Origin of the sequence: Neptunicella marina (genome assembly GCF_014270035.1) — a bacterium.
GTDB classification, from domain to species: Bacteria; Pseudomonadota; Gammaproteobacteria; order Enterobacterales; family Alteromonadaceae; genus Neptunicella; species Neptunicella marina.
This window is the reverse complement of sequence record NZ_JACNEP010000003.1, coordinates 139,186-153,042: the sequence shown is the minus strand read 5'-3', so window position 1 is coordinate 153,042 and position 13,857 is coordinate 139,186. Positions and strand designations below refer to the sequence as shown.

13 protein-coding genes and 1 other RNA gene are annotated in these 13,857 nt (G+C 43.4%); 8 read left to right on the top strand and 6 right to left on the bottom strand.

All coding sequences use genetic code 11. From position 1 onward, the window contains the following. Positions 1 to 264 precede the first annotated feature (264 nt). Positions 265 to 1,053, top strand: a complete 789-nt coding sequence (locus H8B19_RS05315) for a DMT family transporter (RefSeq protein WP_338401500.1) — start codon at positions 265 to 267, stop codon at positions 1,051 to 1,053. After that, on the top strand, positions 1,004 to 1,816 hold the full coding sequence (locus H8B19_RS05310; RefSeq protein WP_186505758.1) for a PhzF family phenazine biosynthesis isomerase: 813 nt from the start codon (positions 1,004 to 1,006) through the stop codon (positions 1,814 to 1,816). Before H8B19_RS05315 ends, H8B19_RS05310 begins: the two co-directional genes overlap by 50 nt. Here the strand turns inward: H8B19_RS05310 and H8B19_RS05305 are convergent. Further along, a complete protein-coding gene (locus H8B19_RS05305) occupies positions 1,765 to 2,121 on the bottom strand; it encodes a hypothetical protein (protein ID WP_186505757.1) in 357 nt (118 codons plus the stop codon). The genes H8B19_RS05310 and H8B19_RS05305 overlap by 52 nt on opposite strands. A gap of 83 nt (positions 2,122 to 2,204) precedes the next feature. Beyond that, positions 2,205 to 2,565: RNase P RNA component class A (gene rnpB / locus H8B19_RS05300), an RNA gene on the bottom strand. Positions 2,566 to 2,708: 143 nt separating this feature from the next. Here rnpB and moeA point away from each other — a divergent pair. Further along, positions 2,709 to 3,944, top strand: coding sequence for a molybdopterin molybdotransferase MoeA (gene moeA / locus H8B19_RS05295; RefSeq protein WP_186505756.1), 1,236 nt, complete (start codon positions 2,709 to 2,711; stop codon positions 3,942 to 3,944). Positions 3,945 to 3,948: 4 nt separating this feature from the next. Here the strand turns inward: moeA and H8B19_RS05290 are convergent, their stop codons facing one another. Further along, on the bottom strand, positions 3,949 to 5,094 hold the full coding sequence (locus tag H8B19_RS05290; RefSeq protein WP_186505755.1) for a phosphoserine transaminase: 1,146 nt from the start codon (positions 5,092 to 5,094) through the stop codon (positions 3,949 to 3,951). A 366-nt stretch (positions 5,095 to 5,460) separates the two neighbouring features. Between H8B19_RS05290 and H8B19_RS05285 the strand changes: the two genes are divergently transcribed. Further along, positions 5,461 to 6,933 carry a hypothetical protein gene (locus H8B19_RS05285; protein ID WP_186505754.1) on the top strand — a complete coding sequence of 491 codons (1,473 nt, stop codon included), beginning with the start codon at positions 5,461 to 5,463 and terminating at the stop codon, positions 6,931 to 6,933. A gap of 11 nt (positions 6,934 to 6,944) precedes the next feature. On the opposite strand, the gene H8B19_RS05280 is transcribed toward H8B19_RS05285, so the two are convergent. Together H8B19_RS05280 and H8B19_RS05275 are read right to left on the bottom strand one after the other, a co-directional pair. After that, on the bottom strand, positions 6,945 to 7,592 hold the full coding sequence (locus H8B19_RS05280) for a response regulator (protein ID WP_186505753.1): 648 nt from the start codon (positions 7,590 to 7,592) through the stop codon (positions 6,945 to 6,947). Between the two features lie 9 nt (positions 7,593 to 7,601). Continuing rightward, positions 7,602 to 8,747 (bottom strand): sensor histidine kinase, encoded by a 1,146-nt coding sequence (locus H8B19_RS05275; protein ID WP_186505752.1) that lies wholly within the window; start codon positions 8,745 to 8,747, stop codon positions 7,602 to 7,604. A gap of 135 nt (positions 8,748 to 8,882) precedes the next feature. On the opposite strand from H8B19_RS05275, the gene H8B19_RS05270 reads away from it, so the two are divergent. The 4 genes from H8B19_RS05270 (at position 8,883) to H8B19_RS05255 (ending at position 12,896) form a co-directional block, all read left to right on the top strand. Continuing rightward, positions 8,883 to 9,641 carry a DUF2306 domain-containing protein gene (locus H8B19_RS05270; RefSeq protein WP_186505751.1) on the top strand — a complete coding sequence of 253 codons (759 nt, stop codon included), beginning with the start codon at positions 8,883 to 8,885 and terminating at the stop codon, positions 9,639 to 9,641. Positions 9,642 to 9,669: 28 nt separating this feature from the next. Further along, on the top strand, positions 9,670 to 11,001 hold the full coding sequence (locus tag H8B19_RS05265; RefSeq protein ID WP_186505750.1) for a DUF2254 domain-containing protein: 1,332 nt from the start codon (positions 9,670 to 9,672) through the stop codon (positions 10,999 to 11,001). A 115-nt stretch (positions 11,002 to 11,116) separates the two neighbouring features. Next, entirely contained in the window at positions 11,117 to 11,542 is a 426-nt protein-coding gene (locus H8B19_RS05260; RefSeq protein WP_186505749.1) for a MarR family winged helix-turn-helix transcriptional regulator, read from the top strand. A 13-nt stretch (positions 11,543 to 11,555) separates the two neighbouring features. After that, the gene (locus H8B19_RS05255) at positions 11,556 to 12,896 is read left to right on the top strand and encodes an MATE family efflux transporter (protein ID WP_186505748.1); all 1,341 of its coding nucleotides are present in this window, start codon (positions 11,556 to 11,558) and stop codon (positions 12,894 to 12,896) included. 24 nt (positions 12,897 to 12,920) lie between these two features. On the opposite strand, the gene rsmI is transcribed toward H8B19_RS05255, so the two are convergent. Continuing rightward, the gene (gene rsmI / locus H8B19_RS05250) at positions 12,921 to 13,757 is read right to left on the bottom strand and encodes a 16S rRNA (cytidine(1402)-2'-O)-methyltransferase (RefSeq protein ID WP_186505747.1); all 837 of its coding nucleotides are present in this window, start codon (positions 13,755 to 13,757) and stop codon (positions 12,921 to 12,923) included. Between the last annotated feature and the right edge of the window lie 100 nt (positions 13,758 to 13,857).

Here is a 13,857-nt window from a genome sequence, read left to right as displayed (position 1 = left end):
TTTCATAAAGAGTAAAAAGTGTTTAGGACGAACCCTTCGGGCAACGTTTGCGCGGCATTTCTACTGCTTCAGCACGCATTTATGTAGAACAACTACACCACACTCGTGCTTTATTGTTTAAATACCGCGCAACTCGTTGCAAAAATATACCGCAAAGATCAACACGCTCTAGAGGACGTTAATGAAAGCTTATTTTTTCATGATTGGTTATGGTTTGAGCCAAACAATTGTTTGGTTACTTGTGGCATTCTTAAGTGACTCTGTATCAGTATTACTGATGTTTTTGTTCAGGAATCTGGTGGGTTTGTTATTTCTATTTTTAAAACCCCGATCACCACAATTCATCGACGCACACTTATGCGCTGGAAAATGCATTTGCTCAGAGCGTCTGCCACTTTATTTGGTGGTATCAGCATTTTCTACTCTGTCACACAAATACCGGTTGCTGACTCGGTTGCTATTACCTTTCTCGCGCCAATATTCGGCACATTGATGAGCGTTTTAGTACTTAAGGAATCGCTCAGCGCTGCAATCGTTTTTAAGCTTATTTTTGGTTTTAGCGGTGTACTGGTTATCACAGGCTTTAGTGCAGATGGTAATCTGTCAGGTTATTTAGCTGCTTTATTTGGCGCTTTTATGACAGGCGTCGCTTACGTGTCAGTTAAAAGTTTATCTGACACCGAAAAACCACAGGACATATTATATGTTTCCTACCTTATCATGTTGCCTATTGCTGCAGGACTGGCTATGTATCAATGGAAAACCCCAACAATGCTTGAACTGGGTTGGCTAGTTGCAATTGGACTGGCGTTTTATTTGTCACAAATATTAATGGCCAAAGCTTTTTCTCTTGCACCGGCATCAAAACTGTTACCCGTTGATTATTCACGCATCATATTTTCCAGCTTATTAGGATTGGTGTTTTTGAATCAAAGCTTTAGCCTGTCTGCTTATATAGGCGCATTTATTATTTTGTTAACTTCTCTTATCCGGGATAAAGACATTGAAAAAATATCGCGTATTGGTTTTTTCCAACGTTCCAGCGCACGCTAACCCTTGTGATATATACGTTTGTGAACAACAACCCGCTGTGGATCTAATGCAGAGCGCAGCGGCAAGTAGTGCATTATCCGAAGTTGGATTTATTTATCCTGAGCACAACCATCACATTCTGCGAATCTTTTCTCCAAAATGTGAAATGCAATCCTGTTTACATGCGACACTCGCAGCCCATTTTGTATTCAATAAAAAAAGATTAAACGAATTTTCAGATGGACTTTTATTTCAACAGCAAAAGACAAACGCGGTATATACCGCTAATAAAATATCTTTGCCTGTCACCTGTTTAACAAGCGCACAAATATTTAATAAATTTGAAGGTCAATTACCATCATTCTTAAGTAGCTGTGTTTCAAGCTGGGCAGCAACCACCGCCAGTGGCAGATTACGATTAATGGTTGAACTGGCGAACGAGCAGCAGGTGAAACACCTTCAGCCTGAGGTATTTAACTCTGTATCACATGATAATCCGATGCTGGAGTCATTTTTTATTTATAGCGCATTGGATGACTCTGGCAGTTATGCAGGACGCATGTTCGCTCCAGCACTTGGAATTAGCGAAGATCCGGTCAATGGTAACTCCTGCATCGCGCTCTTTTCGAAATTACGATTAGACGATGAAAAGTTAACAGCAATAAAGGTTAAACAAAATGAGGGAGCCTGGGTGGAGATTAATTTGCTTAACACTCAGGCCTTTGTAACAGCCTACTGTTCAATTGAACATGAGTATTTATTCAATGCAGAGATATCGGCCTGACAATATTGCTGATAATTAACGTTGTGTTTAAAACTGAATACCAAATACTGCAACATATCTGGCCAGTACTCCTGATAAGTCACGTAGATAATTTCCAGATTATTGACGAATTGTGTGTGCAATGCCGCATAACTTAGCGTTAATCGCGCTGAAGAAGGCAATGGTGTCAAACCGCTGCTGGCGCTGGCATTGACACCACACAGTAGAAAAAACACGATTGCTTTCAACAAACTTAATTTGATCACAAGATCAGTTGCCGTCATAACCTGTCCAAAACGTGACAACAGGCTACTCAGATATTTCATCACTTACTGTTAAATCTTGTGAAAGATTGTAATTAACTCATGTTGAAGATGACGCCTTGTTCAATCCAAACGTCACCGAAAAAGGATGGAGTTGGCCGATAAGCCGGGTTCTGTCGTGGACAATCATTCATCTAGGCCAGAAATTACTCGCTGGCTCAAGCAACCTACCCGCCTCCCGTACGGGCCGTACGTAATGGAGGCCTATTTGGTCTTGCTCCGGGTGGAGTTTACCGTGCCACAAACTGTTACCAGCTGCGCGGTGCGCTCTTACCGCACCCTTTCACCCTTACCGGCGCTTACGCGCTTAGGCGGTCTACTCTCTGCTGCACTTGTCGTCGGCTCACGCCGCCCAGACGTTATCTGGCACCCTGCCCTGTGGAGCCCGGACTTTCCTCTCCCTCAAAAGCAAACATGCAATGAGGCGGCGATTGTCTGGCCAACTCCGATGCGGATTGTACGCAGTTGTGCCAAAGGAAACAATTGCGATTTAATGCTCACCCGTATTTGAAAAAGTTCAGCTTACTTCCTTGTTAATACAGATTCTCTTACTATGTGGGCAAAAATGGCAGTTAAACAAAAGGTTAATTATGAACAGCTGTGACACTCCAGGATTAATGCCACTGGCTCAGGCTCTGGAAACCATGTTGGCTCAAATTTCAGTTATCTCCGAAACCGAAATTGTGATGTTAGAGCAGGCTGTCGGCAGGGTAAGTGCCAGCGCAATCTATTCACCGATGAATGTGCCTCCCGCAGCTAACTCGTCAATGGATGGCTATGCCGTTCGTACGAAGGATGCAACACCCAACACCGTATTACAATTAGCGGGTAAGGCTCTGGCCGGCTCTCCCTATACAGGAGAAATACAACCCAATCAGGCCATTCGCATCACTACAGGAGGCGTAATTCCCGAAGGAGCTGATGCAGTAATAATGCAGGAAAACACCGAACTTAATGACAATGAAGTTAGGATTCTGGACAAAGTAAAACCCGGCGATAATATCCGTTGTGCAGGTGAGGATATTAAACAGGGAGACCGTATTTTAGAGGCAGGCACACTTTTAAGTGCCGCCCATATTGCGTTAATGGCCTCGGTCGGGATCGCACACCTTGAAGTCGTCAGAAAAGCCAAAGTAGCAATCATGGCCACCGGTGATGAACTGGTTATGCCGGGAAAGCCATTACCCACAGGCAGTATTTATGAAAGCAACCGCTATGCACTGCTTGGAAAACTCAGCATTATGCCAGTAGACGTCATTGATCTGGGCATAATCAAAGATGATCCTGATGCTTTAAGGCAAGCATTTATTCAAGCTGATGCACATGCTGATTTGGTCATTAGCTGTGGGGGTGTTTCTGTGGGAGATGCGGATTATGTCAAGCAGATACTGGACGAGGTTGGTCAGATTAACTTATGGAAAGTCGCCATTAAGCCGGGCAAACCGTTCGCTTTCGGCAAGTTAAACCACGCCAGTTTTTGTGGCTTACCGGGTAATCCGGTGTCGTCTTATGTCACCTTTGAAAAGCTGGTTTTACCGCTATTGCGCAAAGTATGCGGCGCGCAACAGGCCGAATCACCGTATTTTTATGCACAACTTACACAAGATGTACAAAAACGTCCGGGACGCGCTGATTTTCAGCGTGGTGTTTATTGGTTAAATGAAAACGGCGAAATAATGGCTAAAGCACTTCCCCGTCAAAGTTCAGGCGTAATGAGCTCTGTCACGCAAGCAAACTGCTATTTAATTTTGGAGCAGGACTCTGGTGACAAGCAGGCCGGGCAACGCGTAAAAATCCAGCCTTTCAATGCAATGTTTTCGCACTAAATTATCAGGCTTCCATTTCTGTTATTTGTGATGCGTCACGAGTGACTTGCTGATATGCCCATTCCAGCCAGGGTAGCAGAGCGCTAAGATTGTGACTTTCTACTGTGGCGCCACACCATATCCGTAGCCCCGCAGGAGCATCACGATAAGGCGCAATATCCAGCGCCACTTTTTCGTTTTCCAGCAAAAGTATCATTTTTTTGGTTTGTTCTGGTGATAAATCCAGTGTTAAACAAACACTGGTATTAGAACGAATAGACTTATTTCTCGCCAGAAAAGCAATCCAGTCATGTTGACTGACAAAATTCTCGAGAATAGCCAGATTATGATTACAGCGTTTTACTGTTTCTGCAATGCCACCAATACTATCCACCCAGTTCAGAGCATCCAGATAATCCGCCACACATAACATGGATGGCGTATTAATGGTTGCCCCCTCAAAGAGCTCTTCCGTTAGTAATCCATTTCTGGTCATACGGAAAATTTTGGGTAATGGCCAGTCTGGTGTATAACTTTCAAGTCGCTCTACCGCTTTGGGGCTTAAGATCAACATGCCATGGGCACCTTCACCACCCAATACTTTTTGCCAGCTGAACGTCACTACATCAAGTTTCTTCCACGGCAGATTTTTGGCAAATACAGCAGAGGTAGCATCACAAAATGTCAGTCCGGTGCGTTTATCGCTAATCCAGTCACCATCAGGAACACAGACTCCCGAGGTCGTGCCGTTCCAGGTGAATATAATGTCGTGTTGAGGGTTTACTTCGGTCAGGTCGGGCAACTGCCCGTAGGATGCAGCTAATACCCTGACATCATTCAGTTTCAGCTGCTGTGTAATATCTTCTGCCCAGCCTTTACCAAAAGCTTCCCAATACAACACATCAATGGGCGCAGGCCCCAACATAGACCACATAGCCATTTCCATCGCGCCGGTATCTGAAGCCGGTACGACAGCCACACGATAACCTTTTGGCAAGCGCAAAATGCGAGCTGTTTCGGTACAGGCCAGCTTTAACGCATTTTTGCCAATACCGGCACGGTGGGAACGCCCCTGCAACCTCAAATCCAAAGCGGCCACATCATATCCTGGCCGCTTGGCACAAGGACCGGATGAAAAATTTGGATTGTCGGGTTTTACTTCAGGTCGCATATTTATCCCTAAAAATGCATAAAAATTTAATATTAAGTCAATGTTGCAGCCTGTTAGCTGAATGTTATGCCATCGAAAGTTGACTATTTATACACCAGAAGGATACATGAATTTAGCCTGAATAAAAAAGCAATCTTGAGCTTTATACGTTATAACGCAAAACCATTTCATCCTTGCGAGAAGTAGCTATCCTTTACAACTACTGTTTTTTTGTGATTTGTGTGTATTGGGTTTGTTTAATGCAATAATTGTCTGTTAATAATAAATAGCGTTAATAATTCCCATTTTTTAACAAGTTGACATAGAATCAACTCAGCATACATTTCGCAACTTGTTATTATACAAAGTAATTTTTAGAGGTCTTAGGTGTTTAAAGAGTCCAGTTATCTTCGCAGCATCAAAAATTTACTGTACAAAATTCATGATGTCAGCCCAGTTCAGGACTCTCTGTATGAGCAGGCCAGTGATTACTTTGAGCAGGCGAAAGAAATACAGCAGAAAAAACGGGAAATGCAGCTTGAGCTGAAAGCCATCGACAAAAAAGCAGAAGAGATCACTGACAACAAAAAACAGAAAAACCTTCAACAAACCAAAGGTATTGTTAGTTCCCAGTTAAAAGTATTTAATAAAAAAGTCGATGAGAAGCGTATAGAAAGACACCGTGAAGTTAAGCAGATATGCAATAACTTACTTGAGTTGGCCGAAGGACAGAGTTTTCAGGAAAACAATAGCCGAAGCGCAAGATTATTAGGCACCTTATTTATGCTGACGCCGGAAATTGGGCGAAAAGTCCGGTTGCAGAATATGTTTTCCAAACATATATATAAAGCAACGTTAGCGTTACGCCTGCTCGATCAATTGGTAATGACCAACGATATTATTGATCCCTACGTCACAGCTCAAATTGATGAAATCAAAGCACTGGGGGATATTGAAGACGACCAGATTACCAGCCATCCTTTATTTCGGGAACGCGTGAAAATACCCGTTATCTTTGCGGCTCTGGTTCAGGATATTGGTCGCATGCATCCGGATGCACAGCTTATTCTCAAAGGGGAAGATGGTAAACAAGATGAATTCCGGGTATTGGAAAAGGACGAACGTCAGACGTTATTAAAAACCACTTTCCAACAGGCTTTGTTATATATGCAAAATGCCTTGGGGGCTGATCGTTATACTGGCAACTCTCAGGATGAAAGAGCCATTTTTAATCAAATAGAAAAAGACAAACTGGCTTTTGCCATTAAAATACTCAAAAGCTCTCTGAAACCTCAAAATGGCATAGGTAATATCCTCAAATTACCTCAGGTTTATGCGTCAATTGCTTTAACGACCAAACAAAACCAACCTTTGGCCGTGATGCCCAAAATGGGACAAATGCTAACCAAAGGTGCGGAGCAAGGCATGTTTAGTGCCAAAGCCACAGATGCTTTGTTACGTATTACCGGTAATTTTCCGCAAGGTTTTGGTGTGGCGTTTATCCCCAAAGAAATGGACAAACGTGATATAGATAAATATGAATACGCCGTGGTGAATCGTTTATACCCTGATAACCCGGATGAACCCATTGCACGTTGTGTTACCCGTAACCTCGAATACAACTCCAATTGCCCTGATTTCGTTATTAGTAAATCACACAACCTTTATTTTGAACCAGCCCGTAAAGCCTTCGAGGTGGTAAGCCCCGAACGACTGCTGGAAATTTTAAGTAAACTTGTGTCCAACTTTGAGGAACGTAAGAATCAGGATCTGGTTCCGCGTTGCTGGCATACCTACGACTATTTCTCGGATGCCCGTCATCAGAACTTGTGGAATAACATGCCACAATATCGGAACTAAACAATTTAAAATTAATGACTCAACAAGCCTTTTTCCATTGCTAATAACACCGCTCGGGTGCGATCCCGCACCCCTAATTTAGCCAGAATATTGGACACGTGATTTTTTATTGTCCCTTCGGATTTATACAACACATCGGCGATTTCTTTATTTGAGCAGCCATTAGCCATTAATCCCAATACCTGTAACTCACGCGCGGTTAAACTTTCACTGTTTTTATCGTCGCTTTTATCTGCGGATTGTCCTAAGCGGCTGATCAGGGATTCAGTTAAAACAGGTTGATGCAACTGCCCTCCGGCAACCACATGCTCAATCGATTCAATCAACTTATCCAGTGATACATCTTTTAGCAGATACCCTTTGGCACCGGCTTTTAATCCCTCAACGATATATTCATGATCATCAAAGGTAGTAAGAATAATCGCAGGCACATTTATCTGTAATTGTTGCAGCTGTTGCAGTACCTCAATGCCATTCATTTTCGGCATACTGACATCAAGCAGAATAATATCAGGATGAGTTTGTTCAATTTTCCCCTGCACCTGCGTGCCATCAGACGCCTCTCCTACCACCTGTACTTTGTCTGAAATCGATAACAGGCTTTTGATGCCTTCACGCAATAATTGCTGATCGTCTACCAATAACACTTTAATCGGCATAATAATGTCCTATTGTGGAAACGGCAGCCTAATAACAATATGTAATGCCTGCGCTTTCACTGCCAGTTCCAGCTCTCCACCAAAGGGTTGAATACGTTCTTCCATCCCGGTAAGTCCATTACCCTTACAAATATTATCGACTGTCATATTACGACCATTGTCGTGCATCGATATCTGCAACTGACCTTGTTGCGGCTCTATCGTTAACCAAAATGCCGATGCATAACTATGGCGCAAACTATTGGTCAACGCCTCTTGTACACAAAACAACAGGGCCTGCGCCAATTGAATATTATCTATCTGCAAATCATCAGGAATATCAAGGTGACAGGACATTCTGGGCACTTTCTCAAATAACAATTGCAGGCTTTCCGTAAAGTGCAAAGGAGTATTCTCACGCATCGCCGACACCGATTCTCGCACATCACTTAACAGTAATCTGGATAAATCATGGCACTCACGAATCTGCTGTTTAGCGTTATATTGTGCACGATATTCGGCTACCTGTAGTTTAATAATTAATGCGGTCAGGTGATGACCCAGTAAATCGTGTAAATCCCGTGCAATCCTTGTACGTTCCTGTTGTTTACTTGCTTCCGATAACAAATGTTGCGTCGCCAGTAATTGTTGATTCAATTGCTGCATTTTTTCAGCATTTTCATTCGCTCTAAGTGCCTGATAAGACATTAAAATAGCAAAGATATTAAAGGTGCCGTATAAGGTTGCGGTAATCAATATACTCTCCACATCCCAGCGCCATTGATACAGCGAAAACCAGGCGATATTAACCACCAACATAATGCCTATTGCTTTATTCACCTTAGTGTAAAACGGTAGTAGCGACACCCAGATAATTAACAGTATCGCCAGAAACAAGGCATCGGTAATCATAATAAGTACGAAGACACTCAACAGCATTACAATCAGCGAAAACATGCGTAGTTGATAACTGATCTTGGGGGTGGGATCGCGTGTTGCAATTGCACAGCCAGCCAAAAACAATAAAATACAGCCCGCCAAAGCCAGGTGAAGTAGCTTACTTCCTTCGAAGCTAAATAATGCCAAACCGCCCACCAGAACAATGGTGACGATTGCCGCCAGATCTTCTATTTGAAACGGTAAGTTACCGTTTTTTAAACGAGTTATTTGTTTCATTATTGCATTATGCCGACAGACACAAAATTTAAAAATAGGTAAAAAGTCATGATTTAAATTGATGACTTTTGGCACTGATGAATTTTTCCTCAATACGCTTCAATAGCACCATCATCATTGCCAAGGAATAAGCAAATGTACTTCACCCATCAATTTTTACTTTATGTTCATGTCGCCATTGGTGCTATTGCACTGATTGTATTCTGGCTTCCGCTAATCACTCGTAAAGGCTCAGCCAACCACAAACGCATTGGTAAGTGGTACGTTGCCAGCATGTATTTTGTTGCTGGCACAGGTTTAGTTATGAGTTCACTGGATATGATCGCCCCCATCGCCATACGCTATCCGGATGGATACAACGGTGATAAACCCATTGCAGATATCATTGAACGCATTCGTTTTACCGCGTTGTTTTTGTGGATGTTGTCACTGCTGGTTATCAACAATGTTCGTCATAGTGAACTGGTGATTAAACACAAAAATAATCCGTCAGCCTTGCGCACTCCCACCTATTTGCTACTGGTTTTATCTTTGTTGGTAACTAGCCTGATTGTCGGTTTCATTGGCCTGCAAAGCGGTCGTATTTTATTGCAGGTTTTTGCAGGTATTTCATTATTGTCCGCGATTGGCGCCCTGCGATATATGTTTAATAAGAGCAAAAACTCATGGTTAGTTGAACATATTGGTGCGATTTTAGGCTCAGGTATCGGTGTTTACACCGCGTTTTTCGCCTTTGGTGGTCGTGCCCTGTTTGCCCATTTATTTAGCGGTCAGGCGCAAATGATCCCTTGGTTGCTCCCTAGCATAATTGGCGTGCCATGCATCATCTGGCTGAGTAATAAGTATCGTCCAAAAACAACCACCACCATCAGAACCAAAACAATGGTAAGCTAACTCTCTGATTTTCTGGATAAAGGCACATATGGGCAAAATCGCAGACATTCAACCAACACGTTTACTGGCACTTATTGATACCATTAAAACCAGCTTTTGGTTTATCCCCAGTCTGTTAGTAATAGGTTCACTGTGTGCCGCTGCATTGTTTATTTCACTGGACCGTTTTGCCCATCTCAATCAACTCGATGCGTTTGAGTTGCTTTATCAGATAAAAGCCGATGCAGCCCGGGAATTGCTCACCACCATCGCATCCTCAATGATGACGGTGGTAAGTATTACTTTTTCTATCACAATCGTTTCTCTCACCTTAGCATCATCACAGTTCGGCCCGCGTCTTATACGTAACTTTATGAACGATACCAGCACTCAGGTGGTGCTGGGTTTGTTTATTGCTGATTTCGTTTATTGTCTGGCAATAGTCAGAGCAATTGATGCCTTTGCCGATTCAGATTACGTACCTGGATTATCGATTTTATGGTGCCTGTTAATAACCTTGTTCAGTGTATTTGTGCTGATCTATTTTATTCATCACGTTGCACGTTCTATTCAGGCAGATAACGTCATTGATGATGTGTATTGTCAGTTACAAAGCAGTGTGGATAGTTTATTTCCGCTACAAGCGCCTTCTAATGATATTAACAACGCAGGCGTTGACCAGTTGCCCGATTATTCACGTAAGCAATCCATCAGTGTAAAACACAGCGGTTACTTACAAGCCATTGATTTTAATGGCTTAGTAAAACGAATGCAGCAGCATGATTGTTTTGCTCAAGTGACAGCAAAAATTGGGGATTTTGTGGTTGAACAACAAGCTGTGATCGAAATCCATAGTGATTCAGTTCCCAAACAAGCCTTGTATGAAGAAGCGCTTAAATGTCTGACTATTGGGGCCAAACGCTCACCTATCCAGGATCCTGAATTTGCCGTACACCAATTAGTTGAAGTTGCTTTAAGAGCACTTTCACCCGGTGTAAACGATCCGTATACCGCTATAACCTGCGTCGACAAACTAACCGCTACCTTGTGCAAACTCTCCAGCCAGACTTTCCCACAAACGGGCTATTTCGATAATAAAGGTTCATTGCGTTTGTATTATCAGTCCATCACCTATAGTGGTATTGGCAATGCCGCATTTGATCAAATCAGACAATATTCCAGCACCAGTCTGGCGGTATCAATTCGTCAACTGGAGTCCCTGATGAGATTGTGTGATATGGCACACAATGATCAACACCTTAACTTTATCCATCATCAGGCTGGTCAAATAGAACAAGGGCTGGCAAAGCAAAGCATCAGCGATAGCGACTGGCAGGATATAAAAACTCGTCTCGATATTATTCGCAGCAAACTCAGCTAAGCACAGTTAATCCTTTAGCAAAAACTTTATGTTTACATTTTCAGCAGATTTAACTTGCAATATATTTGATTAATCAAGTATATTGCAAGCATATTTATCAAACAGGAATTATAATATGCAATCACTCACTTCAGCCATGCAGCTTGCCATGGCGTTATTTCAGGCACAGTCGGGTTTACTCAAACCACTGGACCGCTCGCTAAGTCTGCATGGCATCAGTTTTACAGAATTGATGGTGATGTTAACTCTGCAACAAGCACCACAATCTAGCATGCGCCGCATTGAACTGGCCGATGCGATTGGTCTCAGTGCCTCAGGCGTAACACGCTTATTGTTGCCAATGGAAAAAAATCATCTGGTTGAAAAGCAACAAAACCAGCGCGATGCCCGCGTCAGCTTAGTCAAACTGACCGATACCGGACAACAGATTCTAAGCGATGCATTAACCACATTTGAGCAAAGCGCACAAAAAGCGACGCAATCATTAACCAGCAAGCAAATCGAACAATGCCTGCAGTTACTCGGCGCATTGCGGGCATAAAGGAACAATAACGGTGAAAGACTTAACCCAGGGATCGATTGGTAAACATCTGGTCCATATGTCGGTGCCCATCGCCATTGGACTACTGGTACAAACCTTATACTTTTTGGTGGATTTATATTTTGTGGGTCAGCTGGGAGGCGAAGCCATTGCTGGCGTAAGCGCAGCAGGTAATGCCAATTTGATCATTATTGCCCTCACACAAATTTTAAATGTGGGCACGGCAACACTGGTATCCCATGCCGCAGGACGAAAAGATCAAACCGATGCCAATATCATTTTTAATCAGTCCCTCTTGTTATCGGCGTTAATGGCAGCAATTACCCTGACTATTGGTTATGGACTAAGTGCATCCTACATGCAGACCTTGTCACAAGATGAAGCCATTATCGCTGCAGGTACCAGCTACCTGTATTGGTTTTTACCCAATATGGCGTTGCAATTCGCGGTGGTAGCCATGAGTGCCGCTTTACGTGGCACCGGCATCGTTAAACCTGTGATGTTAGTGCAACTATTGTCGGTATTAATCAATATTGTTTTAGCGCCGATTTTAATTGCAGGTTGGGGCACAGGCGTGGCATTTGGCGTGGCAGGTGCTGGCATGGCAAGTTCCATTGCTGTACTAATCGGTGTCGCTATTTTGTTGTATTACTTTGTTAAACTGGAACACTACGTCAAAGTGGACTTCAGCCTGTGGTTACCTCAATGGCATAGCCTGAAACGCATATTCGCTATCGGTTTTCCGGCAGGCGCTGAATTTCTGTTGATGTTCAGTTATATGGCTGTGATTTACTGGGCAATTCAGCAGTTTGGCGCAGAGGCGCAAGCGGGTTTTGGATTAGGCTCACGGGTGATGCAAGCGTTGTTTTTACCGGCAATGGCGATTGCATTTGCCGCGCCGGCAATTGCGGGACAAAACGTTGGTGCAAAACAGGGACACAGAGTACGTGAGACCTTTGCCAAAGCAGCAGTATTCAGTAGCCTGATAATGGCGTTATTAACACTGATTTGCCTATGGCAGGCTGATACCTTTGTGCGGGGCTTTTCGGATGATCCGTTAGTGCTCGCGGTGGCCAGTGGATTTCTGAGTCTGATTTGCTGGAACTTTGTTCCAACCGGACTGGTATTTACCTGCTCAGGTATGTTTCAGGGATTAGGTAATACCTGGCCAGCATTACTTAGTAGTGCCACACGACTTCTGTCCTTCGCCTTGCCTGTCATCTGGCTGTCGCAGCAAGAGACTTTTGCAATCGAACAAGTATGGTGGTTATCTGTTATAACCGTCAGCCTGCAAAGCCTGCTCAGTCTGTTTTTACTTAAAAAACAAATGGATAAGCGCCTGATATTCGCTTAATTCGAGACTGATGCTCTATGAGCATCAGTCAAATTCTAATCCTATCTTATATAAGTCGTTTTTCTTTAAATCATAATGCGCCGCGACAATCGCGGCGGCTTTTTTAAGTGGCAGTTCTTCCTTTAACTGCTTTAACAAGGCAATAGCCTCAGGTGGGATCTGTGATGCATCAATTTGTGCACCCGCTATCATCAACACAAATTCGCCTTTTTGATGCACCTCGTCTGCTTGTAACCAGTCAATCACATCCTGCGCACGACCACTGATAAAGTTTTCAAAGGTTTTGGTTAGCTCTTTAGCCAGTACTAATTGTCTTTCATCACCCAGGACCTGCTGAACCAGTTTAATCGTATCCAATACCCGACGCGGCGCTTCATAAAAAACCACTGTGGCCGTTTCTTGTTGTAATACCGTTAAAGCTTGTTCACGTGCCAGCATTTTTACAGGTAAAAATCCATCAAAGCGGAAACGATCGGTGGCCAGCCCCGCAGCGCACAAAGCGGTAATCGCCGCGCAGGCTCCCGGAATTGGTACAACGTTCAAGCCTTCTGCCCGACACAAATTAACCAGGTTGTATCCGGGATCGCTAATCAGCGGCGTTCCCGCATCACTAATGAGCGCAATATTCATCCCCTGTTTAAGTTGCGAAATTAAATGTGAAGCTCGCTTGGCTTCATTATGTTCGTGTACCGATATTAAACGCGTTTGAATTTGGTGGTGCTGCAGTAACTTTTGACTGTGACGAGTATCCTCGGCTGCAATCAAATCAACCTGATTGAGGGTTTCAATCGCACGCAAACTGATGTCGGCCATATTGCCAATTGGCGTTGCCACTATGTATAAATTTCCCGACGCTTGCACGGCTGCTTCCCCTACCCGATTTTAAAGCGGGCATTTTACACCTAATAATCGCTAAAAATAGCCATTTATCGGTCACCTGTCTTTTTTAACACAACATAAG

Bases quoted from the DNA above. Each gene is read 5' to 3' on its own strand.
- H8B19_RS05305 (WP_186505757.1), bottom strand. From the start codon at position 2,121: ATGAAATATCTGAGTAGCCTGTTGTCACGTTTTGGACAGGTTATGACG.
- moeA (WP_186505756.1), top strand. From the start codon at position 2,709: ATGAACAGCTGTGACACTCCAGGATTAATGCCACTGGCTCAGGCTCTG.
- H8B19_RS05290 (WP_186505755.1), bottom strand. From the start codon at position 5,094: ATGCGACCTGAAGTAAAACCCGACAATCCAAATTTTTCATCCGGTCCT.
- H8B19_RS05280 (WP_186505753.1), bottom strand. From the start codon at position 7,592: ATGCCGATTAAAGTGTTATTGGTAGACGATCAGCAATTATTGCGTGAA.
- H8B19_RS05275 (WP_186505752.1), bottom strand. From the start codon at position 8,747: ATGAAACAAATAACTCGTTTAAAAAACGGTAACTTACCGTTTCAAATA.
- H8B19_RS05270 (WP_186505751.1), top strand. From the start codon at position 8,883: ATGTACTTCACCCATCAATTTTTACTTTATGTTCATGTCGCCATTGGT.
- H8B19_RS05265 (WP_186505750.1), top strand. From the start codon at position 9,670: ATGGGCAAAATCGCAGACATTCAACCAACACGTTTACTGGCACTTATT.
- H8B19_RS05260 (WP_186505749.1), top strand. From the start codon at position 11,117: ATGCAATCACTCACTTCAGCCATGCAGCTTGCCATGGCGTTATTTCAG.